The sequence below is a fragment of the Nocardia cyriacigeorgica genome (assembly GCF_010868145.1).
GTDB classification, from domain to species: Bacteria; Actinomycetota; Actinomycetes; order Mycobacteriales; family Mycobacteriaceae; genus Nocardia; species Nocardia cyriacigeorgica_D.
The window spans coordinates 21,996-43,083 of sequence record NZ_JAAGUY010000016.1 but is presented as its reverse complement, the minus strand read 5'-3'; the positions used below and the strand labels follow the sequence as shown (position 1 = coordinate 43,083).

Here is a 21,088-nt window from a genome sequence, read left to right as displayed (position 1 = left end):
TAGCATCGAATCATGGCTTCCACACCCGACCGCTCCCTGAGCAATGGCATCGCTATTGGTCTCAGCCTCGGCCTGTCGATCGGCACCGTGTTCGGCCTCACCGTTTTCGACAATCTCGCCCTCGGTATCGGTTTCGGCATGGCTATCGGTCTCGCCCTCGGGGTCGCGTTCTCATCGACATCGAAGTCCGACTCCGGTGATTCCACGAGCGAGGACACCGATCGGCCCGGAGACTGAGTTCGTACATCCGAACTCGCCACCATGGTGCGCAACGCCGCACGCTGCGGAGCCGCCATCCGGGTCTGCCTGTCCAGGCCCGGTACGACCGGATCCTGACAACACCCGGCCGGCGCTCGGTCTCGCGCGTAGCCCCACCTCGGCTTTCCGGCAAATCACCCGCGAACATCGACGAGAGGGCCGTGCCGCTGCACCGCCCACGCCGACCATGGCGGACAATGGGGCGCACGCGGGCGACCGCCGTCCGCACACCAGCGGATGGTGAGAATAGTCGCTACAACACAAGGTGTTGTGCTGCTCGGAGTTGTCACCCACTAGGAGTAGTGTTCTGGGTGTAGAGAATTCCGTGACAGCAGCGTGCTCGGATGTGCGCGGGAAAGGCGTGGAGGCAGGATGAAACTGATCGATCGGGTGTCGGCCATCAACTGGAATCGGGTGCCCGACGAGAAGGATGCCGAGGTCTGGGACCGGCTGACCGGCAACTTCTGGCTGCCGGAGAAGGTGCCGGTGTCCAACGACATCCCGTCGTGGAACACCCTCACTGCCGACGAGAAGCAATTGACCATGCGGGTCTTCACCGGCCTGACCCTGCTCGACACCATCCAGGGCACCGTCGGCGCGGTGAGCCTGATCCCGGACGCTGTCACGCCGCACGAGGAAGCGGTGCTCACCAACATCGCGTTCATGGAGTCGGTGCACGCCAAGAGCTACAGCTCGATCTTCTCGACGCTGTGCTCGACCCGCGAGATCGACGACGCCTTCCGCTGGTCGGAGGAGAACCGCAACCTCCAGCGCAAGGCCGAGATCGTGCTGGACTACTACCGAGGCGATGATCCGCTCAAGCGCAAGGTCGCCTCCACCCTGCTGGAGAGCTTCCTGTTCTACTCCGGCTTCTACCTGCCGATGCACTGGTCCTCGCGTGCCAAGCTCACCAACACCGCGGACATGATCCGGTTGATCATCCGCGACGAGGCGGTGCACGGGTACTACATCGGGTACAAGTATCAGAAGGGCCTCGAGCAGCTCAGCCAGCCCGAACGCGACGAGCTGAAGAACTACACCTTCGAGCTGTTGTTCGAGCTCTACGACAACGAGGTCGAATACACCCAGGACCTCTACGACGAGGTCGGCCTCACCGAGGACGTCAAGAAGTTCTTGCGCTACAACGCCAACAAGGCCCTGATGAACCTCGGCTACGAAGGCCTGTTCCCGAAGGACGAGACCGAGGTCAACCCGGCCATCCTGTCGGCGCTGTCCCCCAACGCCGACGAGAACCACGACTTCTTCTCCGGTTCCGGCTCGAGCTACGTCATCGGCAAGGCCGTCAACACCGAAGACGAGGACTGGGAGTTCTAGCCCGCTTCCGAGCGTCTCGAGCCCGGTGCCCACGATTCGATCGTGGCATCGGGCTCGAGATATTTTGTCGGGAGACCGGTCCCCCATCGGTGGGTCGGCATCCACCCGAGGGAGTTTCGTTGTTGCGTCGCCTGACGATCATTGCCGCAGTGTTGGTGGGCGGCGTCGGCTGTCAGCAGCAGAGCCCTTCCACGTCTGTCGATGAGATCTGGTCCAAGCCTGCGACATCGGAAGCACAGATCTCCGACGTTTTCCAGCGCATTCGGAATGTCGACGCGTGCGCACTGGTGCCGCGGTCGGTGCTGGAGGAGCAGGGAAAGATCGGTGAGGTGCGGGTCGGGGGACAGACGATCAATGGTTGCCGGGCCGGCCTCGATGCCGGTGGGTCGCCGGTCGACGTGACGTGGTCGCTGGTGTGGGCACCGCAGGCCAGTGCGGTCGACGAGACCCGCAGGGTCGGCGAGGTCAAGGTCGAGGTGCTCTCCCCGGAGGATCTCGGGTCGACCGCGGAACCGAAGAACTGCTGGGTGACCGCGGAATTCCCGTCCATGGCACAGGTCTTCCTCGATGTCGAGGCGACGTCGCCGGTCGACACCTGCGCGATCGGAAACGCATTGATCGATACCGCGATCGAGCAACTGCCGACCAGCCCGGCCTTCGGCACGTCACCGGATGCGGTGCGCACAGTGCTCACCGGTGCCGATCCGTGCGAAGCGCTGCCCAAACTCGGCGCCACGCCGCTACCGGTGCATGACTATCAAGTCGCACAGATCTGCCGGTTCGGTAGTGCCGATGCACCGACGGCCATCGAGTACGGGTATCAGACCGAGGACCAGATCCGCCGCGACGACACCATCACCGTCGACGACCGCCCGGTCTATGTCGGCCGGATCGGGGGTGGACAGTTCATCGGCTACACCTTCGCGGTGGGCCCGGAACTTCCGGGCGGTGCGCTACCCGTCATCACCGTGTTGGGCAAGAACCAGCAGGAAGTCGAGCGGACCCGCGATCAGCTGATGACGATGTTCCCGATCCCCTGATCGCGGCCCGGAGCTCAGATCCCGAGTACCAGTTTTGCGGTCGTGAAGTAGATGATCAGCCCCGTGGCATCGACCAGAGTGGTCACCATCGGCGCCGACACGACCGCCGGGTCGATACGCAACCGCTTGGCCAGCAGCGGCATCGTGCCGCCGATGGTGGCGGCCCAGGCACAGATGATGATCAGCGTGACGCCGACGACCACGGCGATCCGTGGCCCGACGAAGAACGCCCCGATGACCACGCCTGCGCCGGCCAGCATGGACCCGAGGACCAGCCCCACCCGGCATTCGCGCCAGATCACCTTCAACAGATCGCCGCCACGCACTTCACCCACCGCGAGCGCGCGCACGCAGGCGGTGGCGGCCTGCGCACCCGCATTGCCGCCCGCGCCGATGAGCAGCGGGATGAACAGCGCCAGCTGCGCAGCCTGTGCGAGCGTGCCTTCGAAGAAGTCGGTGACGCTGACCGTCAAGGTCGCCGCGAGCAGTAACAGCAGCAGCCACAGCGCGCGGTAGCGCGCGAGCTGGAACACCCCGGCGGCCATGTAGTGGCCTTCCCACGGTGCCGAACCGGACTGCTTGGCGACGTCCTCGCTGTCGGCGGCCTCGATGACCTCCACCGCGTCGTCGAAGGTCAGCAGCCCTACCAGGCGGTCCTCGCTGTCGACGACGGGCAGGTTGAGGTCGTTGGTCTCGCGCATCAACCGCGCCGCCTTCTCCGCGGAATCGGTGGCACGCACGAACGCCGGCTCGGTGACGACCAGGTCGGCGACCATTGTTTCGGGACTACTGAGCACCAGCTCACGCAGTTCCACGATGCCGCGCAGTCGGCGCCCGGCGTCGACCACCGGCAGGGTGTACACGGTTTCGGCGCCGGTGCCCTTGAGCTGCACGGTGCGCAGCGCTTCGGCAACGGTCAGATTCCCCGGCAGCGCAACGACTTCCGGCGTCATGTACCGCCCGACCGAGCCCTCCGGATAGCCGAGCAGGGCGGCGGTCATGCGCCGTTCGCGCGGGCTCAGCCCGGCAAGGGCTTTCTTGGCGACCTTCGCCGGCGCCTCGCGCAGCATGCGGGCACGGTCGTCGGGTGCCATCGCCTCGACCAGCTCGCGGAAACTCTGGTCGCGCATGCCCTGCAGGATCTGCTGCTGATCGACCGGTTCGAGTTCCTCGAACACCGCCAATGCGAGGTCTTTGTCCAGCAGCCGGAACGCGACACCGGCACCGACGGCGTCCATGCGGGCGATCTCATCGGCGATGACATGCGGCGGATGGGTGTCGAGCCAGTGCAGGGTGGCGTCGACGCGATGGCGTTCGACGACATCCTGCAAGGATTCCGACAGCGTGGGGCGCTCGTGGATCAGTTCGGTCTGCGACATGGCACGTCCTCGGCACAGCAGTGAGTTGCGAGTGAATCGGGAAAACGACGTCACACCGCGGGCGCTCACGCCAGTCGCTACCGCCGGAAGAACCTGCTACCGGGTATGCGAAGGCGCGGCGCCGCGCGGCCTTCGACTGGGAGGTTCGCTGCGCATCGCAACACCACCTCCTCCGGATTCGCCGCCGCGTCACACCGCTGGCAGGCACCTACCGGCGGACGGTCGACCACCGGTACTCATGCAAACGCATTCGTGTGCAGGATACATCCCATCTTCGCCGGTCGCGCATCGACACGGTCGTCACACGGCGTTTTGCTTCCCGGGCGTGTCGGTAGCTCAGAGCTGCGGCAGATAGCTGATCTGGACCAGTTCCGGAGGACGAGAACGGGTGACGTAGGTGCCTCGGCCGGGCGGCTGGGTGGCGGGGCGGACGGCGCCGAGCAGCGCGCCCTCCTCGGGTGAACCACTCAGGACCACACCATCGACGCCGAGATCACGCATACGGCCGAGGACGGGGTCGTGCAGCGCGAGGCCGGCGCCGGAACTGGATCGCGCGATGATCACGTGCAGCCCGATATCGTGGCCATGCGCGAGATGTTCGGCCAGCGGCGCGAGCGGATTACCGGTGGACGCGGCGCAGACCCGCTCGTAGTCGTCGATGATCACGAACAATTCGGGCCCATGCCACCAGCTGCGGTCACGTAACTGCTGCGGTGAGACATCCGGCCCAGCCGCCCGCTTCTCGATGTACTGGGTGATGGTGTCGACCGATCCGCTGATCCCCTGCGCCGACGGCGAGTACCGGACGACATGTGGCAGCCCAGCCGACACATCCAGCAGTTTGCGCGCCGGATCGATGATGACGATCGCCGCGTCGTCGGTGGTAGCCGAGCGGCCGATACCGTCGACGATATTGGCGAGCAGCGTCGTCTTCCCGGAATCGGCGTCACCGAAGACCAGCAGATGTGGTTGCTTCGTAAAATCCAGTACCAGCGGGGCGAGGTCGGTGGCCCGCAGGCCTACCACCAGATGGCCCGCCGTCTGCTCGATCCCCTCCGCCGCCGCGATCGCCAGCACGTTCTCCCGGGCGACACGCGTCGGCAACGCGCGCACTTCGGGCGCGCGCCGGTCCGGATATCGCTGGGCGAGCATGCGGGCCGAGGCGAGAGCGGCATGGGGTGCGGCGCCCGGATCCGGCTCCGGTTCCAGCCGCGGCAGGGCCATCATCATCGCTTTGACCGCCGTTCCGGCGCGGATCACACCGCGTCCCGGTGTGCCGGGAACCCTGGCGGCATCATTTCTGGTGAACTCCGATTCGCCCGGATCATCGAGGCGCAGTTCGAGTTTGGTGCCGAATCGCTCCCGGAACACCGGTCGCAGATGCGCCCACCGCACCGCCGAGACGATGACGTGCACTCCGTAGCCGAGGCCGTCGGCGGTGAGGTCGATGAGCTGCTGTTCGAGCGTTTCGTCGTGGCGTCGCGCATAGCCCCAGTCGTCCACGACGAGGAACACATCACCGAATTCGTCCGACCGCACCGGATCCGAGGCTATGTCGCGGCGCCGCCGGAATTCGGCCATCGAGCCGACACCCCATTCCTGGAACCGGCGACGCCTGGTGCTCAGCACCGTGGCGACCTCCGCGACGGTGCGCCGCATCCGATCCGGTTCGTTGCGCCCCACCACCGCACCCACATGCGGCACCGTGTCGAGATCGGCCAGTGAGCCACCGATATCGAGCAGGTAGAACTGAACTTGTTCGGGTGTATGGGAAGCGGCCGCCGACAGCACGATCGTGGCCAATGCCGTCGATTTCCCCGCACGCGTTCCACCGACGACCGCGACATTGCCGTCGTCACCGCCCAGTGACAGCACCAGTGCCCGCTGCGCTTGCTCGAATGGATCGTCGACGATGCCGACCGGCAGTTCCAGCTTGCCGAATCCGCCCGGCGCCCACCGCCGGTCACTCAGCAGCTCGGCGACCGTCACCGGTTCCGACAGCGGCGGCAACCAGATCCGGCGGGCCTGTTCCCCCGCGGCCCGCACCTGTGACACCAGCGAATCCAGCAGAGTACGTTGCACGCCCCGTGTCTCGCTGTCCTGATCGTGGCGGCGCTCCGGGCGGGCGAGGTAGGCGGTCTTGAACCGGATCGGTGCGGCGGCATCGGCTTTCAGGTACGCGAATCCGGGCGTGCTCGGCAGCTCGTAGGCGTCCGGTACGCCGAGCACCATCCGCGATTCGGCGGCGGAGAACATCCGCAGGCCGATCCGGAACGATAAATAGGCCTCGAACGGTCCAAGCCGATACCCCTCCAGCCGAGCCGACGCCAGCAGCAGGTGTAGCCCGAGCGCACGGCCACGGCGCGCGATGGCGACCAGCGTGTCGCCGAAATCCGGTTTCTGCGCGAGCAGTTCGGTGAACTCGTCGATGACGAGCACCAGCGCGGGGAGCGCTTCCAGATCCCGGCCGCGGCGGCGGGCCGACTCGTAGGCCGCGAGATCGGCGCAGTTGTGCCGCCGCAGCGCTTGCCTGCGCCGTTCGATCTCACCCGCGAGCGTGGCCATGAGCCGGTCGACCAGGGGCAGCTCGGCGGCCAGCGCATTCACCACCGCCGAGACATGCGGGAGTGGTTGCAGCCCGTCGAAGGTCTCGCTGCCGCGGAAATCGACGAGCAGAAAGTTCACCGCTTCCGGCGGATGGGTGACGGCCAGTCCGAGCACGATGTCCTTGAGCAACATCGATTTACCCGACCCGGTGGCGCCGACCAGCAGCCCGTACTGCCCCATCCCCGATTCGCCGACCTGCTTGAGGTCCAGCTCCACCGTCTCGCCCTGATGGGTGACACCGATCGGGATGCGCAGCCGCTCGTGTTTGGACCGGTGCTGCCAGGCCACCTCGAGGTCGAGCCGGTCATCGGCGCCGATACCGAACAGGTCGGCGAAATCGACGTTGCCGCCGAAGGACGGGCGCCGGACCTCACCGTCGGCGGGTCGGGTCGGCCACGCACCAGCCACCCGGCTGACCAGCTCGGCCGCGCCATCGGCAAGATCGGGCAGCACCATCTTGTCCGGCGGCAGCTCACGCAGGTCGGGCATCGCGACGCGGAACGGCCGTCCCCGATACAGCGCCCACCCGGGACCGTCGGGCAGTCGCCCCGCCCGCTCGGAATGGATCCTGGATTCGTGCGGACGATGCAGCCGCAGTTCGATATGTGCGGGGAGCAGATCGGCCAGCCAGTCCGGCGCCTCGGTCCAGTCACGCGCCGTGGCCACCACATGGACGCCGTATTCGGGGCCTGCGCTGGCCACGTGACGCAGGATGGCGGCGAAGTCCGGTATCTGCTCGCAGAAATCACCCCACCGATCCAGCAGCAGGAAGATGTCGGCGGCAGGCCCGCCGACCAGCACCGAGCGTGCCGCGCGCAGGCTGGCGGGCGAGTCGATGTTGTTGGCGCGATACATCTTCTTCCTGGCCCGGATCTCGGCCACGAGCGTCTGCAACAGCGACAGCACCTGTTCGGGTTCGTCGTCGCCCGCGACTCCGGCGATATGCGGCAGCGCACCCATCGAGCCGAGGCGGTTGCTCGATTCGAGGACGTAGATCTGCGCCTCGTCGGGCGCGTGGGTGAGCGCGAGCGATCCGGCGAGGGTGCGCAGCAGGGTGCTCTTACCCGCGCCTGCGCGTCCGATGACGAGCAGATTGCCGTCCGGGCCTGCCAGATCCAGCCACACCGTCTCCCCCGCCGCACCATCGGTCCGGCGTTCCTGACCGATCGGCACCTTCAAACGTCCTGTGCCCCACCAGGCTTCGGCGCGCAGGCCGAGCGCGGAGTCCTGCTCCAGCCGACCGAGCAGACCCCCGAGCTGGACCCGATCGCCCACCTCGGCGTTGCCCGGATGTCTGCGCCGCACCTTGGCGATATAGACCTCGTCCTTGAGCAGGCCGTAGTGGTTCGGTGTCTGCCTGCTGGTGCGGCTGCGCACTTCGGCCAGGGTGTAGGTCCACAGATCGTGGGCACTGATACGACCGCTACCGTTGTCGGCGAGCCCGGTACCGATGCCCTTGACCATGGCGGCGGTGAAGATCGACAGCGGCGCGGACTGGTCGGCGGCGCCGCGGCCGTCCTCGGCGGTTTCCACCGCGCTGGTCGCGGTCAGCACACAGATGCCGTCACCTGCGGCGAGTTCCTGGCCGACGTCGTCGATCGTCGGCGTCGACTTCATGACGTCGGCACCGAGAAAGGCGCCGCTGTAGCAGCAATCGAGCAGGATGACCTTCGCCGCGGCCGCCGAATCCTTGATCAGTTCGCGGATGAAGGTGGCCGAGATCCCGGTGCTCGACAGCAGCTGCGGATCGGTGTTGCTGGTGGCCAGATACAGATTCTGCCGAGTACGCAGGCCGTGTCCGGAGAAGTAGAGCAGCACAACATCGTCGGGGCAGGCGCCGCGGAACAATCGTTCGATGCTGCGCTCGATCTCGGCCTTGGATTCGTTGACCAGCAAATCGGTGGGGCGAAACCCGCCGATCTCCGGATCACGCAACAACTCTCGCAACTGTTCGGCATCCGAGACCGGCGCGTAGAGCCGCGACAGCCCGTCGAAATGGTAGGTGTCGTTGGCGATGAACAACGCGATGCGTTGCCCTGCCGGGCTACTCATCGCTGAGCAGCTCCAGCAGCCGGTCTATCTGCGCGGCCGAGGCCGCGGTGATGGTGACCTCTTTCTTGCCCTTTTTGATGGTGATCGACCGCGCGCCCGCCCGGTCGATGAACTTGGCGACGATATCGCGAACCACCCAGGCCGCTGTGCCGAGTGCGCCGCCGGACACCGCAAGCTGTCCGATCTGTTCCACCACACCGGATTTCGCACCGTCGACGGCCACGCCGGAAACCTGTCGCACGCTGAGGCCGCGGATCTCCTCCAGGTCGGCACGCAGCTCGCCGGTCACCTGGTCGAGCCAGTCCGGCCCTCGGCGCGAACCACCATCGATCACGAACACGACATCACCCATGGCCACCGCCCCTTGTGCGTCACACACTCCCTATGTGTCCACAATAGCGCCGTCCACCGACAGGCCGTCCAAAAGAGATGGCGCGGACCGGCGTTCACCGGCCCGCGCCACGTTCTAGGTGGGATTGCGCATCAGAGCATGCAGCTCACGCAGCCCTCGACCTCGGTGCCTTCCAGTGCCATCTGACGCAGGCGGATGTAGTACAGGGTCTTGATGCCCTTGCGCCAGGCGTAGATCTGGGCCCGATTGAGATCGCGGGTGGTGGCGGTGTCCTTGAAGAACAGCGTCAGCGACAGACCCTGGTCCACATGCTGAGTGGCCGCGGCGTAGGTGTCGATGATCTTCTCGTAGCCGATCTCGTAGGCGTCCTCGTAGTACTCGAGGTTGTCGTTGTCCATATAGGGCGCCGGGTAGTAGACGCGGCCGATCTTGCCTTCCTTACGGATCTCGATCTTCGACGCCACCGGGTGGATGGAGCTGGTGGAGTGGTTGATGTAGGAGATCGAGCCGGTCGGCGGCACCGCCTGCAGGTTCTGGTTGTAGATGCCGTGCTCCATGACCGAGGCTTTCAGCTCGCGCCAATCCTCCTGGGTCGGAATGTGCACGCCCGCATCGTCGAACAGCTGACGTACCCGGTCGGTCGTGGGTTCCCACACCTGATCGGTGTACTTGTCGAAGTATTCACCGCTTGCGTACTTCGACTCCGGGAAACCACCGAAGTAGCTACCGCGCTCGATGGCGATGCGGTTCGACGCCCGGATCGCGTGGTAGACCACGGTGTAGAAGTAGATGTTGGTGAAGTCGATGCCCTCAGCGGATCCGTAATGGATCCGCTCACGCGCCAGGTACCCGTGCAGGTTCATCTGCCCGAGACCGATCGCATGCGACTGGTTGTTGCCCTGTTCGATCGAGGGCACCGAGTAGATGTGGGTCTGGTCCGAGACCGCGGTCAGCGCCCGGATGGAAGTCTCGATGGTCTTGGCGAAGTCCGGCGAGTCCATCGACTTGGCGATGTTGAGCGAACCAAGGTTGCAGGAGATGTCCTTGCCGACCTTGGCGTAGGACAGGTCGTCGTTGAACTCCGACGGTGTGGAGACCTGCAGGATCTCCGAGCACAGGTTGGAGTGGGTGATCTTGCCCGCGATCGGGTTGGCCCGGTTCACCGTGTCCTCGAACATGATGTACGGGTAGCCCGATTCGAACTGCAGCTCGGCGATGGTCTGGAAGAATTCGCGCGCCTTGATCTTCGACTTACGGATGCGCTTGTCGTCGACCATCTCGTAGTACTTCTCGGTGACGTCGATATCGGCGAACGGCTTACCGTAGATGCGTTCCACGTCGTACGGCGAGAACAGGTACATGTCCTCGTTCTTCTTCGCCAGCTCGAAGGTGATGTCTGGGATCACCACACCGAGCGAGAGGGTCTTGATGCGGATCTTCTCGTCCGCGTTCTCCCGCTTGGTATCGAGGAAGCGGTAGATATCGGGGTGGTGCGCATGCAGGTACACCGCGCCCGCGCCCTGACGTGCGCCGAGCTGATTGGCGTAGGAGAACGAATCCTCGAGCAGCTTCATGATCGGGATGACGCCGGAGGACTGGTTCTCGATCTTCTTGATCGGTGCGCCGTGCTCACGAATATTACTGAGCAGCAACGCCACACCGCCACCACGCTTGGACAGCTGCAGTGCGGAATTGATGGAGCGCCCGATGGACTCCATGTTGTCCTCGATACGGAGCAGGAAGCAGGAGACCGGCTCGCCGCGCTGCTTCTTACCGGAGTTGAGGAAGGTCGGGGTCGCGGGCTGGAAGCGACCGTCGATGACCTCCTCGACCAGCTCGCGGGCCAGCACTTCGTCACCGGCTGCCAGGGTCAGCGCGACCATGCACACCCGGTCCTCGAACCGCTCCAGGTAGCGCTTGCCGTCGAAGGTCTTGAGTGTGTACGAGGTGTAGTACTTGAACGCGCCGAGGAAGGTCGGGAACCGGAACTTCTTGGCGTAGGCCTGCTGGAACAGGCTCTTGATGAACTCCCGGCTGTACTGGTCCAGCACCTCGGACTCGTAGTAGTTCTCGTCGATCAGATAGTCCAGCTTCTCGTCCAGATTGTGGAAGAAGACGGTGTTCTGATTGACGTGCTGCAGGAAGTACTGGTGGGCGGCTTCACGATCCTTGTCGAACTGGATCGCACCGTCCGGTCCGTACAGGTTCAGCATCGCGTTGAGAGCGTGGTAGTCGAGTACCTCGCCGCCCTCCGCGCCCCGGATCGGGGCCTGCTCTAGGCGGGCCGTCTTACCGGACGGTGCTGTCGTTGTTGCTGCCAAAACAATCCCAATCCCTCTCGGACGCGCTCGACGTCCTCCGCGGTTCCCATGAGTTCGAAGCGATACAGGTACGGCACTCCGCATTTACGCGAGATCACCTCTCCCGCATAGCAGAAGGTCTCGCCGAAGTTCGTGTTACCGGCCGCGATGACGCCGCGCAACAGAGCGCGGTTGTGCGGATCGTTGAGGAACTTGGCGACCTGCCGCGGTACGAAGTCCTTATCGGACCGGCTCCCCCCGAGAACGTGCCGACCGCCCCCGTAGGTGGGAACGATCAGCACGTAGGGTTCGTCGACGCGCAGCGAATCGGCGGTGTGCAGTGGTATGCGAGTCGCCGGGATACCCAGCTTCTCGACGAAACGATGTGTGTTCTCCGATGCGCTGGAGAAGTAGACCAGCGCATAGTCCGGTGATTCGGACATGGCCACCTCCCTTCTCCACCGGAAGGCCGGATGCGGCTACTCAGGCCGCGACGGCCAGCGACTTGATGCGGTCGGGCCGGAAGCCGGACCAGTGCACCTCGCCCGCGACGACGACGGGGGCCTGCAGGTAGCCAAGCGCCATGACGTAGTCACGCGCCTCGGTGTTCTCGGAGATGTCGATGATCTCGTAATCCACCCCAGCCTTGTCGAGGGCCTTGTAGGTGGCGTTGCACTGGACGCAAGCGGGCTTGGTGTACACGGTGATGGTCAATTGATGTCCCTCTCTCCTATGCCTGATCCACAGCCGGTGATCCGTATGCAGTGCCTGTGACAGCAAGATCCGATGTTGCTGCGCAAACTCTTGGATCTGGCCCGAAATCCCCTGCTCGGGCCGGTCCTCACTGGGTCGGGCGAGGTACTCGCGCTTGCCCTGCTCCAGTACCGAAGACACTACACCTAGTGGCCGACACATTGGAACAACACGACATGTTGCGAGTCACAAAGATGAAATTCCTTTGCCGTAAGTCCCTGGACACTCGATTCGCAAGCCGACACAGCAGTGGCACAGATCACGATTTGGCGCTGTGGCGCTTCCCCAGCAAACCCTTGCATCACGCCGGCCACAAGCGCCTCGAGCGCCTCCTGCGTCTATCGAGCCCCACCGCCACCACGTCCGGCGGGCCACTCACCGCCCCCGGCACACAGCAGTGCCGCCCTCATCCCGGCAGGGATGAGGGCGGCACCGGAGGCAGTCCAGAGATCAGGCCGATACGAGCTCCGCACGCGCCGACCCGACAAGCTCGGTGATCGTGGCGCCCAGCTCGATCAGCGCCTCGGCATCCTCGCGCGGATGTGCCGCACCGAACCGCTCGCCGATCGTGCCGAAGTGCAGATGCGCGGTCTCCACGACACGCCCACCGGCCACGCCGACCGACTTCACCGCGTCACCGTGCGCCCACTTGGCTGCGTTGGGGCTGATGGAGGCGCTCACCACCGCCACGGGCTTGGCCTTGATGGCACCGGCGCCGTACGGCCGCGACAGCCAGTCGATGGCGTTCTTCAGAACGGCAGGCAGGGTGCCGTTGTACTCGGGGGTCACCAGCAGCAGGGCGTCGGCCTCGGCCGCGGCGGCACGCAACTGCCGCGCGGCGGCGGGCACCGAACCTTCGACGTCGACGTCCTCGTTGTAGAAGGGGATGTCGGCGAGTCCCTGATAGATGGCGATCTCGACGCCCTCGGGCGCGATCTGCACCGCGGCCTCGGCAAGCTGCCGGTTGATCGATCCTGCGCGAAGGCTCCCAACGAGGGTGAGGATGCGGGTCTTGCTCATGACTTCTCCTGGTCTACTGGATATGACTGCCGATGTAAGCTACCGAGTAATAACCGGACCACGGTCCGAATCATTCCAATCGGAGTAGGCGAGCCCCCAGTGAGCTACAACACCCCTATGACCGACCCCGTCGCGTCCGGTCGCACCGGTGACCCCCGACCGCTGCTGTCGATCGGGGCACCGCTGCCCGGCACCTCCGTACCCACCGAACGCGCCGATGCCGCGCGCAACCGTCAGCTGCTGTTGGACGCGGCGCAACAGCTGGTGCGCGAGCACGGGGTGGACAGCCTGACCATGGACGCGCTGGCCAAACGCGCGGGCGTCGGTAAGGGGACGGTGTTCCGCCGGTTCGGCAATCGGACCGGGCTCATGCTGGCGCTACTCGACCACTCCGAACGCAAATCCCAGGAAGCGTTCATGTTCGGGCCACCCCCGCTGGGTCCCGGCGCACCGCCGGTGGAGCGGTTGGTGGCCTTCGGACGGGCACGGCTGCTCGATATCGAGGTCGAGGGCGAGCTGCACCGGGCGGCCGAGATGGGGCCGGCCGACGAGCGCTACGGCGGGCTGCCCTACAACCTTCTCAAAACCCACGTGTCGATGCTGCTGCGCGAGGCGGGAACCCCCGGCGATATCCCGCTCCTGGCCGATTCTCTGCTCGCCGCCTTGAGCGCGACGCTGGTGCTGCACCAGATCCGCGCCCTCGGCTACACCAGAGATCAGATCGGAGATCATTGGGAAGGGCTCGTTCGTCGTGTGGCGGGGCCACCAGCGCCAGTAGAGTGAGCGGCTATGGGGAACCTGCGTGCACAGATCATCGCCGAGCTCGGCGTCCAGCCGTCCATCGAGCCGAAAACCGAGGTCCGGCGCCGGATCGATTTCCTCAAGGATTACCTGCGCGCCACCCATACCAAGGGATATGTCCTCGGCATCAGTGGCGGCCAGGACAGCGCCCTTGCCGGGCGGCTGTGCCAGTTGGCGACCGAGGAATTGCAGGCCGACGGGGTCGACGCCACCTTCATCGCGGTCCGACTACCCTACGGTGTCCAGTCCGATGAGGCCGACGCCCGAGTCGCGATGACCTTCGTCGCACCGCAGCGGTCGGTGGTGGTCAATGTCAGGCCGGGCGCCAATGCCGTTGCGGCGGAAGTCGCCTCGGGCCTGAAGACCGACAAGCTGCGTGATTTCGTGCGCGGCAACATCAAGGCCCGCGAACGCATGGTGATCCAATACGCCGTCGCCGGACAGGAGAACCTGCTGGTGGTCGGCACCGATCACGCCGCGGAGGCGGTCACCGGATTCTTCACCAAATTCGGCGACGGCGGCGTCGACCTGACTCCGCTCACCGGCCTGACCAAGCGCCAGGGCGCGGCACTGCTCCAGGAGCTCGGCGCACCCGCGTCCATCTGGTCGAAGGTCCCGACCGCTGATCTGGAAGACGATCGCCCGGCCCTTCCCGACGAGGAAGCACTCGGCCTGCGCTACAGCGAGATCGACGACTACCTCGAGGGCAAAGAGGTCACCGCGGAGGTCGCCGAGCGGGTGGAAGCCATCTACACCAGGACCCGCCACAAGCGCACCGTTCCAGTCACTCCTCTCGACGACTGGTGGCGCTGAAGCGGCACTGCGGCGCCACAGCGGGCGCTCGCGAGATCGGCGGCAGTCCCGGTCACTGGCGCGATCGCTCCGGCTCCTCGTCTGTGTCCGCTCCACCGGCCGCGAGCACTTCGGCCAGGCGGCGGCGCAGGAACCGGGCGGCTGGATCGTTGCCGACGGAAGCAAGTGCGGTGCGATAGTGCACGGCCGCTTCTCGGCAGCGTCCGGACCGGCGCAACAGATCGGCACGGGTAGCGGGAACCAGATGCCCGCCGGCCAGCCGAGGATGGTCGGCGATCTCGTCCAATGCCTCGAGTCCCGCGTCCGGACCGTCACGGAATCCGACGGCGACTGCACGATTGACCATGACCGCCGGTGTCCACGCACAGACGCTCAGGTCATCGTAAGCGGCGACGACCACGGCCCAGTCGGTCCGCTCCCAGCTCGGCGCGATGGCATGCGCCGCCGCGATCCGAGCCTGGGCGAGATACTTTCCGGCACCACCGTTCTCGGCGGCGGATACCAGACAGGACAGGCCCGCCCTGATGGCCGTCCGATTCCAGCGACCGCGGTCCTGCTCCTCGAGCGGTAGCAATTCGCCATCGCGGCCGTGACGCGCGCTGCGACGGCTATCGGTGAGCAGCATCAACGCCAACAAGGCCCGCGCCTGCGGCTCGCCCGGTAGCAGCGCGCACAGCAGTGTGCCGAGCCGAATCGCCTCGTCGCACAATTCATCACGCACCGCGTCGGGTCCGGACGTGGCGAAGTAGCCCTCGGTGAACACCAGATAGATGCACGACAGCACCGCCGGGGTGCGCTCGGGCAGTAGGTGTTCTGGTGGCACACGCAGTGGGATCGCGGCATTGCGGATCTTGGCCTTCGCCCGGCTGAGTCGTTGCGCGACAGTGGATTCGGATTGCAGAAACGCCCTGGCGATCTCGGCAGTGCGCAACCCGCACACCAACCGCAGCGTCAGCGCGACCCGGGACTCGGGTGCCAGCGCCGGATGACAGCAGGTGAAGATCATCCGCAGCTGATCGTCGGCGATACTGGACACGTCCGGCTCCTCGTTGTCCGGCACGAGCTGGGCGGCGGCCAGTTCCCGTGCGTCCCGCGAGGATTCCCGCCGCAGACGATCGAGGGCCCGATGGCGGGCGGCGGTGGTGATCCACGCGCCTGCGTTGTCGGGTCTGCCGGCACGCCCCCACGTGCGTAGCGCGTCGGCGAACGCCTCCTGCACCGCGTCCTCGGCGAGCCCGATATCGCCGGTCAACCGCACCAGTGTGGCGACCGCCCGGCCGAACTCGGCGCGGTAGACGTCATCGAGTCCGGCCGGATCGGTCATGGTCGGCGCGTCATTCGCCGAGGTCGACAACCTGCCGCAGTTCGGTGCGGCCCTTGTCGCCCATCGGAATCAGCGCGGCGATCTCGGCGGCGGCGGCGCGATCGGACGCCGAGAACAGGTACAGCCCGTCGACGACCTCAGCGGTCTCTCCGAATGGGCCGTCGGTGATCAGCAACTCGCCATCGCGCCCGCGCAAGGTCGTCGCGGTCGAGGGCGGACGCAGCGCGCCGCCGCCACGGATCGCCGCACCAGCGTGCTCGGCGAACCGCTGATGCTCGGTGGCCATGGCTTCCCATTCGGGTGTGTCCGGCTCGATCACCGCGTCGGCGCGATCCCACAGCAGCGCCATCCACCAATCGGCGGCCGGTGTGCCGTGCGGCATCCACTGCACCAGCGGACGGAGTTCGATCGCGCCCGACTCGACCGCGGGTAGTTGCCGGGCGAGCTGGATGGCCTCGTCCAGGTCGGCGACATAAAAGACGTAGAACCCGCCGACCACTTCGGCGCCTTCGGCGAATGGACCGTCCGTCACCAGTGTGGTGTCGCCATCGCGGGTGAGGTGCACCGCCGTGCTCGACGGATACAGTGCGGCGCCGCCGGCGATCGCTGTGGCGACCCGCTGGTCGAACTCCGCGTAGCGTTCGACTTCCGCATCGAACTCGGGGCTGCCCGGAAGGGCCTCCGGATCGTCATCGCGCCCGACGAGCAATGCCAGGTAATGCATGGCGTCTTCCTTCCTCGAATCGGAGGAGCCCGATACCCCTCTCATCAGCACGACGGATGGGGATCGCATTTCTCGACAGCGCGGTGTCAGCCACCCGCGAACGGCGGCAGCACGTCGACTCGCGGTGTCAGCGCCGCGGCGGCGTCGCGGGTGAGTTCGTCGCCGACCAGATAGGCGCAGACGTCGAGCATCTTGTCCAGACCGGGGCCGTAGGCGCGGGCCAGCGCCGTGCGCAGGTCGCCGATGGTGGCGCCGGAGGGTAGGTCGAGCGATTCGGTGTCCTTGCCGACCGCGTCGGCGATGGCGGCGAAATAGCGGACCTCAACCACCGATGGCTCCCATCGTCCGTTCGGGTGGGATGAAACCGGCCGCGTCGATGCCGTGGCCTGCCCATTTGTTCCACATCGCGCCGCGCCACAGTTCGGCGATCTCGGTATCGTCCGCCCCGGCGCGCAGTACCGCACGCAGGTCGAACTCCTGATCGCTGAACAGACAGGAACGCAGCATGCCGTCGGCGGTGAGCCGGGTGCGGTCACAGGTGTCGCAGAACTTGCGGGTCACCGAGGCGATGATGCCGACAGTCGCGGGGCCACCATCGACAAGCCACCGTTCGGCAGGGGCCGAGGGGTCGGATCGTCCGGCGGGAGTCAGTTCGAATCGGGTGCCGAGCACATCGAGCAGTTCGGCGGCGGTGACCATATTGGTCCGCGCCCATTCGTGGTCGGCGTCCAGCGGCATCTCCTCGATGAACCGCAGCTCGCAGTCCTCGTCGAGGCACCAGCGCAGCAGATCGGGCGCACCTGCCAGGGTCTGGCGCATCAACACCGCATTGACCTTCATCGGCGCCAATCCGGCATCCCTGGCGGCGCGGATACCGGCGAGCACCGAATCGAGCCGGTCGCGACGGGTGAGCGTCGCGAACCCGAAGCGGTCAACGGTGTCGAGGGAGACATTGACCCGGCCGAGCCCGGCCCGCGCCAAGCCACGGGCCCGGTGCTCGAGGCCGACGCCGTTGGTGGTCATGGCCAGCGGCGTATCGGGGACCTGCTCATGGCAGCCCGCGATGATGCTTTCCAGGTCCCGGCGCATCAGGGGCTCGCCACCGGTGAAGCGGACCTCGTGCACGCCGAGCTCCCGCACCGCGAGGGTGACCAAACGCACGATCTCGGCGGCGGTGAGCAGTTCGTCGCGCGGGATCGCGGGCAGGCCCTCTTCTGGCATGCAATAGGTGCAGCGCAGCGAGCATTTCTCGGTGATGGAGACCCGCAAATCGCGCGCGACGCGGCCGAATCGGTCCACGAGCAGCGGCGTTTCGGGGCGGCCTTCGAGCGAGGGACGCCCTGACCGCACGGCGGGGATACCCATCTCGACCAGCGTCACCCCTCCATTATGACCCTTGCACCCGGCGGGGCCGCGGTGCCGTCGCCGTCTTCCGACCTCACGAACTCCAATGCGCGCAGGTGAGATGAGGGCGGTGACCATGCCCGCGACCTGCGATTAGGCTGATCGCATGACTATCCGGTCCGCCACCGTCGCTGTCCGGTCCGTCGACGAGTACCGCGACAGCATCGAAGCGCTGCTGCGTCCGCTCGCGGCGCGGCCGGTCGAGACCGTCGCCGTGTCCGCCGCGTTGGGCAGGCAGTTGGCCGATACGGTGCGCGCACCCCTGGATCTACCTGTCTTCCGCAATTCCGCGATGGATGGCTATGCGGTGCGCTCCGACGACGTCGCCGTCACACCGGTGACGCTGCCACTGTCCGGTGTCGTCGCGGCAGGCGATCCCGGTCTGGAGCCGCTGGCGCCGGGGACCGCGCGCAAAGTCATGACCGGGGCGCCGATTCCGCCGGGCGCCGATTGCGTGGTCCCGGTGGAGGACGCCGGCGGTGAGGCCGGCTCGGTCACCATCGAGCGAGGCCGCAGCCGAGGCGAATACGTGCGCGAGCCGGGCACCGATGTCCGCGCGGGCGAGGAGCTGGTCGGCGCGGGCACCACGCTGGCTGCCCGGCATATCGCGGCCCTCGCTGCCGTGGGACTGCCGACCGTACGGGTGTTCCAGCCGGTTCGCGCCACGGTGATCACCAGCGGTGACGAACTCGTACCCGCGGGCACCGCACTGCGGCCCGGACAGATCTATAACTCCAACGGCATCGCCTTGGCCGCGGCGCTCACCGCCAACGGCGTCACCGTCACCGCCGTCGAGCACAGTGGCGATCAGCCCGCCCAGTTCCGCCGAACACTGACCGCCGCAACCGGTTCCGCGGACGTGGTCTTCACCACCGGAGGAGTCTCCAAGGGGGACTTCGAGGTGGTCAAGGATGTGCTGGAACCGATGGGCGGGCACTTCGGCTCGGTCGCCGTGCAGCCGGGTGGGCCGCAGGGCCTGACCGTCGTCGACGGTGTTCCGGTGCTCAGCTTCCCAGGAAATCCGGTGAGCGCGATGGTGTCGTTCGAGGTGTTCGCGCGGCCGATACTGCGTCGTCTCGCGGGGCTGCCGGAGATCGAGGTGTTCGAGCTGCCGCTGTTGACCGCGATCCGATCACCGCAGGGCAGGCGGCAGTTCCTGCGCGGGCGTCTGGCGCACACGGCGGGCGGGCCGCGCGCGGTGGAGGTGGTGTCCGGACCGGGTTCGCATCTGGTGGCGAGCATGGCAGCGGCCGACGTGCTCATCGATGTGCCCGCCGAGGTCGGTGCCCTGCCGGTCGGTGCGCCTGTGCGAGTGTGGTCGCTGTGAACGAGTTGTCGCATGTGGACGCCGAGGGTCGCGCCCATATGGTTGATGTGAGTGCCAAGGCCGAGACCACACGGGTCGCGGTCGCGGCGGGTGAATTGCGCACCACCGCCGATGTGGTCGCCTTGGTGCGGGCCGATGATCTGCCCAAGGCCGATGTGCTCTCCACCGCGCGGATCGCCGGTATCGCGGGTGCGAAGAAGACCTCCGAACTGATCCCACTCTGCCATCAGCTGGCCTTGTCGTCGGTGAAGGTGGCGTTCGGATTCACCGAGGACGCGATCACCATCGAGGCGACAGCGAAGACCAAGGGCCCCACCGGTGTCGAGATGGAGGCGCTGACCGCTGTGGCGGTCGCCGGGCTGACGCTGCACGACATGGTCAAGGCCGTCGATCCGGCTGCCGTGCTCACCGGGGTCAGGCTGCTCACCAAAGAGGGTGGCAAACGTGGACATTGGGAGCGACCGGAGTCGCGGACAGGCACCAGCCTAGTCGAAACAGCGGCACCGGATGGTCAGGTCACCGCCTCGGAATCGGTCACTACTGCCGCGGCGCCAGAGCCGACACCCGCGCTTCCGAATCGATCGGCCGTCGTATTGGTTGCCTCGACCGGAGCCGCCGCAGGCACCCGCACCGACACCACCGGACCCGCGCTCGCCGAATGGTTGACCGCACTCGGCTTCTCGGTGCGCGGTCCACTGATCTACGCCGACGCCGATATCGCGGCTGGGCTTGCCGATGCCTTGCGGGAAGCCCCCGCCCTGGTCCTCAGCACCGGCGGCACCGGCGCGTCCCCCACCGATTCCACTCCGGAAGCCACCCTTGCCGTGCTGGATCGGGAACTGCCCGGCGTGGCCGAAGCCATCCGGCAGCGTGGCACCGCGAAGTTCCCGCTCGCGGCGCTCAGCCGAGGTGTCGCGGGTCTGGCCGGGCGGACGGTCGTGGTGAATCTGCCGGGCTCACCCGGCGGCGTCAAGGACGGTATCGCAGTGCTCGAGCCGCTGCTCGAGCATCTGCTCGCACAGGTCGCAGGAGGCGGTGACCATGACAACGGATGATCTGGTGCGATTGGCCGAGATCAGTGATCAACCGCTCGATCCGGTCGCGGTGGATGCCGCCGTTGCCGGTCCCGAGCACGGCGCGGTCGTCGTGTTCACCGGCGTGGTGCGCAACCATGATGGTGGGCAGGCGGTTTCGGCGCTCGAATATTCGGCCCACCCCGAAGCCCAACGATTCCTGCATCGGTGCTGCGCCGAGCAGGCCGCATCGTCGGGACTTCCGGTGGCCGCCGTTCATCGGGTGGGCGATCTGACGGTCGGCGATCTGGCCATCGTCGTCGCGGTCGCGGCACCGCATCGGGCCGAGGCATTCACTGCCTGCGCCGAGCTGGTGGACCGCATCAAACACGAGGTGCCGATCTGGAAGCGGCAGCTGTTCGCCGACGGACTGTCGGAGTGGGTCAACGCCTGCGGCTGACGATGTCAACGGCGCGACACTCGCCCATAGCTCGAGATGTCGCACACGCGACAGTTTTTCCATGTTTACCCCGAGATTCCATCGGGTAAACTTTGCGCCCTTTTTCATGACGAATCGTGGGATGTC

19 protein-coding genes are annotated in these 21,088 nt (G+C 66.4%); 8 read left to right on the top strand and 11 right to left on the bottom strand.

The features are described 5' to 3' along the window. Positions 1-12 precede the first annotated feature (12 nt). The 3 genes from GV792_RS18910 (at position 13) to GV792_RS18900 (ending at position 2,633) form a co-directional block, all read left to right on the top strand. Entirely contained in the window at positions 13-237 is a 225-nt protein-coding gene (locus tag GV792_RS18910) for a hypothetical protein (protein ID WP_163825447.1), read from the top strand. Positions 238-630: 393 nt separating this feature from the next. After that, entirely contained in the window at positions 631-1,593 is a 963-nt protein-coding gene (nrdF, locus tag GV792_RS18905; RefSeq protein WP_163825478.1) for a class 1b ribonucleoside-diphosphate reductase subunit beta, read from the top strand. A gap of 119 nt (positions 1,594-1,712) precedes the next feature. After that, positions 1,713-2,633: a hypothetical protein gene (locus tag GV792_RS18900; protein ID WP_163825477.1), complete on the top strand. Its 921-nt coding sequence runs from the start codon at positions 1,713-1,715 to the stop codon at positions 2,631-2,633. A 14-nt stretch (positions 2,634-2,647) separates the two neighbouring features. Here the strand turns inward: GV792_RS18900 and mgtE are convergent, their stop codons facing one another. The 7 genes from mgtE to GV792_RS18865 all read right to left on the bottom strand — a co-directional run bounded on the left by mgtE (position 2,648) and on the right by GV792_RS18865 (position 13,096). Further along, positions 2,648-4,012, bottom strand: a complete 1,365-nt coding sequence (gene mgtE, locus GV792_RS18895; protein ID WP_163825476.1) for a magnesium transporter — start codon at positions 4,010-4,012, stop codon at positions 2,648-2,650. 336 nt (positions 4,013-4,348) lie between these two features. Beyond that, positions 4,349-8,671 carry a type VII secretion protein EccCb gene (gene eccCb, locus GV792_RS18890; RefSeq protein WP_163825475.1) on the bottom strand — a complete coding sequence of 1,441 codons (4,323 nt, stop codon included), beginning with the start codon at positions 8,669-8,671 and terminating at the stop codon, positions 4,349-4,351. After that, the gene (locus tag GV792_RS18885; protein ID WP_163825474.1) at positions 8,664-9,023 is read right to left on the bottom strand and encodes a hypothetical protein; all 360 of its coding nucleotides are present in this window, start codon (positions 9,021-9,023) and stop codon (positions 8,664-8,666) included. Before GV792_RS18885 ends, eccCb begins: the two co-directional genes overlap by 8 nt. Positions 9,024-9,154: 131 nt before the next feature. Further along, a complete protein-coding gene (gene nrdE / locus GV792_RS18880; protein ID WP_256668369.1) occupies positions 9,155-11,236 on the bottom strand; it encodes a class 1b ribonucleoside-diphosphate reductase subunit alpha in 2,082 nt (693 codons plus the stop codon). 62 nt (positions 11,237-11,298) lie between these two features. Beyond that, positions 11,299-11,766, bottom strand: coding sequence for a class Ib ribonucleoside-diphosphate reductase assembly flavoprotein NrdI (nrdI, locus tag GV792_RS18875; protein WP_163825473.1), 468 nt, complete (start codon positions 11,764-11,766; stop codon positions 11,299-11,301). 40 nt (positions 11,767-11,806) lie between these two features. Beyond that, positions 11,807-12,037 carry a redoxin NrdH gene (locus tag GV792_RS18870; protein ID WP_163825472.1) on the bottom strand — a complete coding sequence of 77 codons (231 nt, stop codon included), beginning with the start codon at positions 12,035-12,037 and terminating at the stop codon, positions 11,807-11,809. A gap of 489 nt (positions 12,038-12,526) precedes the next feature. Continuing rightward, on the bottom strand, positions 12,527-13,096 hold the full coding sequence (locus GV792_RS18865) for an NAD(P)H-dependent oxidoreductase (protein ID WP_163825471.1): 570 nt from the start codon (positions 13,094-13,096) through the stop codon (positions 12,527-12,529). Between the two features lie 117 nt (positions 13,097-13,213). Here GV792_RS18865 and GV792_RS18860 point away from each other — a divergent pair, with 117 nt between their 5' ends. Together GV792_RS18860 and nadE are read left to right on the top strand one after the other, a co-directional pair. Continuing rightward, positions 13,214-13,879, top strand: a complete 666-nt coding sequence (locus tag GV792_RS18860; protein ID WP_256668368.1) for a TetR/AcrR family transcriptional regulator — start codon at positions 13,214-13,216, stop codon at positions 13,877-13,879. Between the two features lie 6 nt (positions 13,880-13,885). Further along, the gene (gene nadE, locus GV792_RS18855; RefSeq protein ID WP_163825470.1) at positions 13,886-14,710 is read left to right on the top strand and encodes an ammonia-dependent NAD(+) synthetase; all 825 of its coding nucleotides are present in this window, start codon (positions 13,886-13,888) and stop codon (positions 14,708-14,710) included. A 52-nt stretch (positions 14,711-14,762) separates the two neighbouring features. Here the strand turns inward: nadE and GV792_RS18850 are convergent, their stop codons facing one another. The 4 genes from GV792_RS18850 to moaA form a co-directional block, all read right to left on the bottom strand. Beyond that, on the bottom strand, positions 14,763-16,034 hold the full coding sequence (locus GV792_RS18850) for an RNA polymerase sigma factor (protein WP_163825469.1): 1,272 nt from the start codon (positions 16,032-16,034) through the stop codon (positions 14,763-14,765). Positions 16,035-16,044: 10 nt separating this feature from the next. Beyond that, on the bottom strand, positions 16,045-16,758 hold the full coding sequence (locus GV792_RS18845; RefSeq protein ID WP_163825468.1) for a YciI family protein: 714 nt from the start codon (positions 16,756-16,758) through the stop codon (positions 16,045-16,047). 86 nt (positions 16,759-16,844) lie between these two features. Further along, positions 16,845-17,087, bottom strand: coding sequence for a MoaD/ThiS family protein (locus GV792_RS18840; protein WP_163825467.1), 243 nt, complete (start codon positions 17,085-17,087; stop codon positions 16,845-16,847). Then, positions 17,080-18,138: a GTP 3',8-cyclase MoaA gene (moaA, locus tag GV792_RS18835; RefSeq protein WP_175583143.1), complete on the bottom strand. Its 1,059-nt coding sequence runs from the start codon at positions 18,136-18,138 to the stop codon at positions 17,080-17,082. Before moaA ends, GV792_RS18840 begins: the two co-directional genes overlap by 8 nt. A gap of 130 nt (positions 18,139-18,268) precedes the next feature. On the opposite strand from moaA, the gene GV792_RS18830 reads away from it, so the two are divergent. Genes GV792_RS18830 through GV792_RS18820 form a run of 3 tightly spaced genes read left to right on the top strand, consistent with a single transcriptional unit; the run spans position 18,269 to position 20,962 of the window. Continuing rightward, entirely contained in the window at positions 18,269-19,489 is a 1,221-nt protein-coding gene (locus GV792_RS18830; protein ID WP_163825466.1) for a molybdopterin molybdotransferase MoeA, read from the top strand. Continuing rightward, the gene (gene moaCB / locus GV792_RS18825) at positions 19,486-20,544 is read left to right on the top strand and encodes a bifunctional molybdenum cofactor biosynthesis protein MoaC/MoaB (RefSeq protein WP_163825465.1); all 1,059 of its coding nucleotides are present in this window, start codon (positions 19,486-19,488) and stop codon (positions 20,542-20,544) included. The genes GV792_RS18830 and moaCB overlap by 4 nt, the downstream gene beginning before the upstream one ends. Then, positions 20,531-20,962 carry a molybdenum cofactor biosynthesis protein MoaE gene (locus GV792_RS18820; protein ID WP_163825464.1) on the top strand — a complete coding sequence of 144 codons (432 nt, stop codon included), beginning with the start codon at positions 20,531-20,533 and terminating at the stop codon, positions 20,960-20,962. The genes moaCB and GV792_RS18820 overlap by 14 nt, the downstream gene beginning before the upstream one ends. The last annotated feature ends 126 nt before the right edge of the window (positions 20,963-21,088 follow it).

Bases quoted from the DNA above. Each gene is read 5' to 3' on its own strand.
- nrdI (WP_163825473.1), bottom strand. From the start codon at position 11,766: ATGTCCGAATCACCGGACTATGCGCTGGTCTACTTCTCCAGCGCATCG.
- mgtE (WP_163825476.1), bottom strand. From the start codon at position 4,012: ATGTCGCAGACCGAACTGATCCACGAGCGCCCCACGCTGTCGGAATCC.
- GV792_RS18910 (WP_163825447.1), top strand. From the start codon at position 13: ATGGCTTCCACACCCGACCGCTCCCTGAGCAATGGCATCGCTATTGGT.
- GV792_RS18830 (WP_163825466.1), top strand. From the start codon at position 18,269: ATGACTATCCGGTCCGCCACCGTCGCTGTCCGGTCCGTCGACGAGTAC.
- GV792_RS18820 (WP_163825464.1), top strand. From the start codon at position 20,531: ATGACAACGGATGATCTGGTGCGATTGGCCGAGATCAGTGATCAACCG.
- GV792_RS18885 (WP_163825474.1), bottom strand. From the start codon at position 9,023: ATGGGTGATGTCGTGTTCGTGATCGATGGTGGTTCGCGCCGAGGGCCG.
- nrdE (WP_256668369.1), bottom strand. From the start codon at position 11,236: ATGCTGAACCTGTACGGACCGGACGGTGCGATCCAGTTCGACAAGGAT.
- GV792_RS18845 (WP_163825468.1), bottom strand. From the start codon at position 16,758: ATGCATTACCTGGCATTGCTCGTCGGGCGCGATGACGATCCGGAGGCC.
- eccCb (WP_163825475.1), bottom strand. From the start codon at position 8,671: ATGAGTAGCCCGGCAGGGCAACGCATCGCGTTGTTCATCGCCAACGAC.
- nrdF (WP_163825478.1), top strand. From the start codon at position 631: ATGAAACTGATCGATCGGGTGTCGGCCATCAACTGGAATCGGGTGCCC.
- GV792_RS18850 (WP_163825469.1), bottom strand. From the start codon at position 16,034: ATGACCGATCCGGCCGGACTCGATGACGTCTACCGCGCCGAGTTCGGC.
- GV792_RS18860 (WP_256668368.1), top strand. From the start codon at position 13,214: ATGACCGACCCCGTCGCGTCCGGTCGCACCGGTGACCCCCGACCGCTG.
- nadE (WP_163825470.1), top strand. From the start codon at position 13,886: ATGGGGAACCTGCGTGCACAGATCATCGCCGAGCTCGGCGTCCAGCCG.
- GV792_RS18865 (WP_163825471.1), bottom strand. From the start codon at position 13,096: ATGAGCAAGACCCGCATCCTCACCCTCGTTGGGAGCCTTCGCGCAGGA.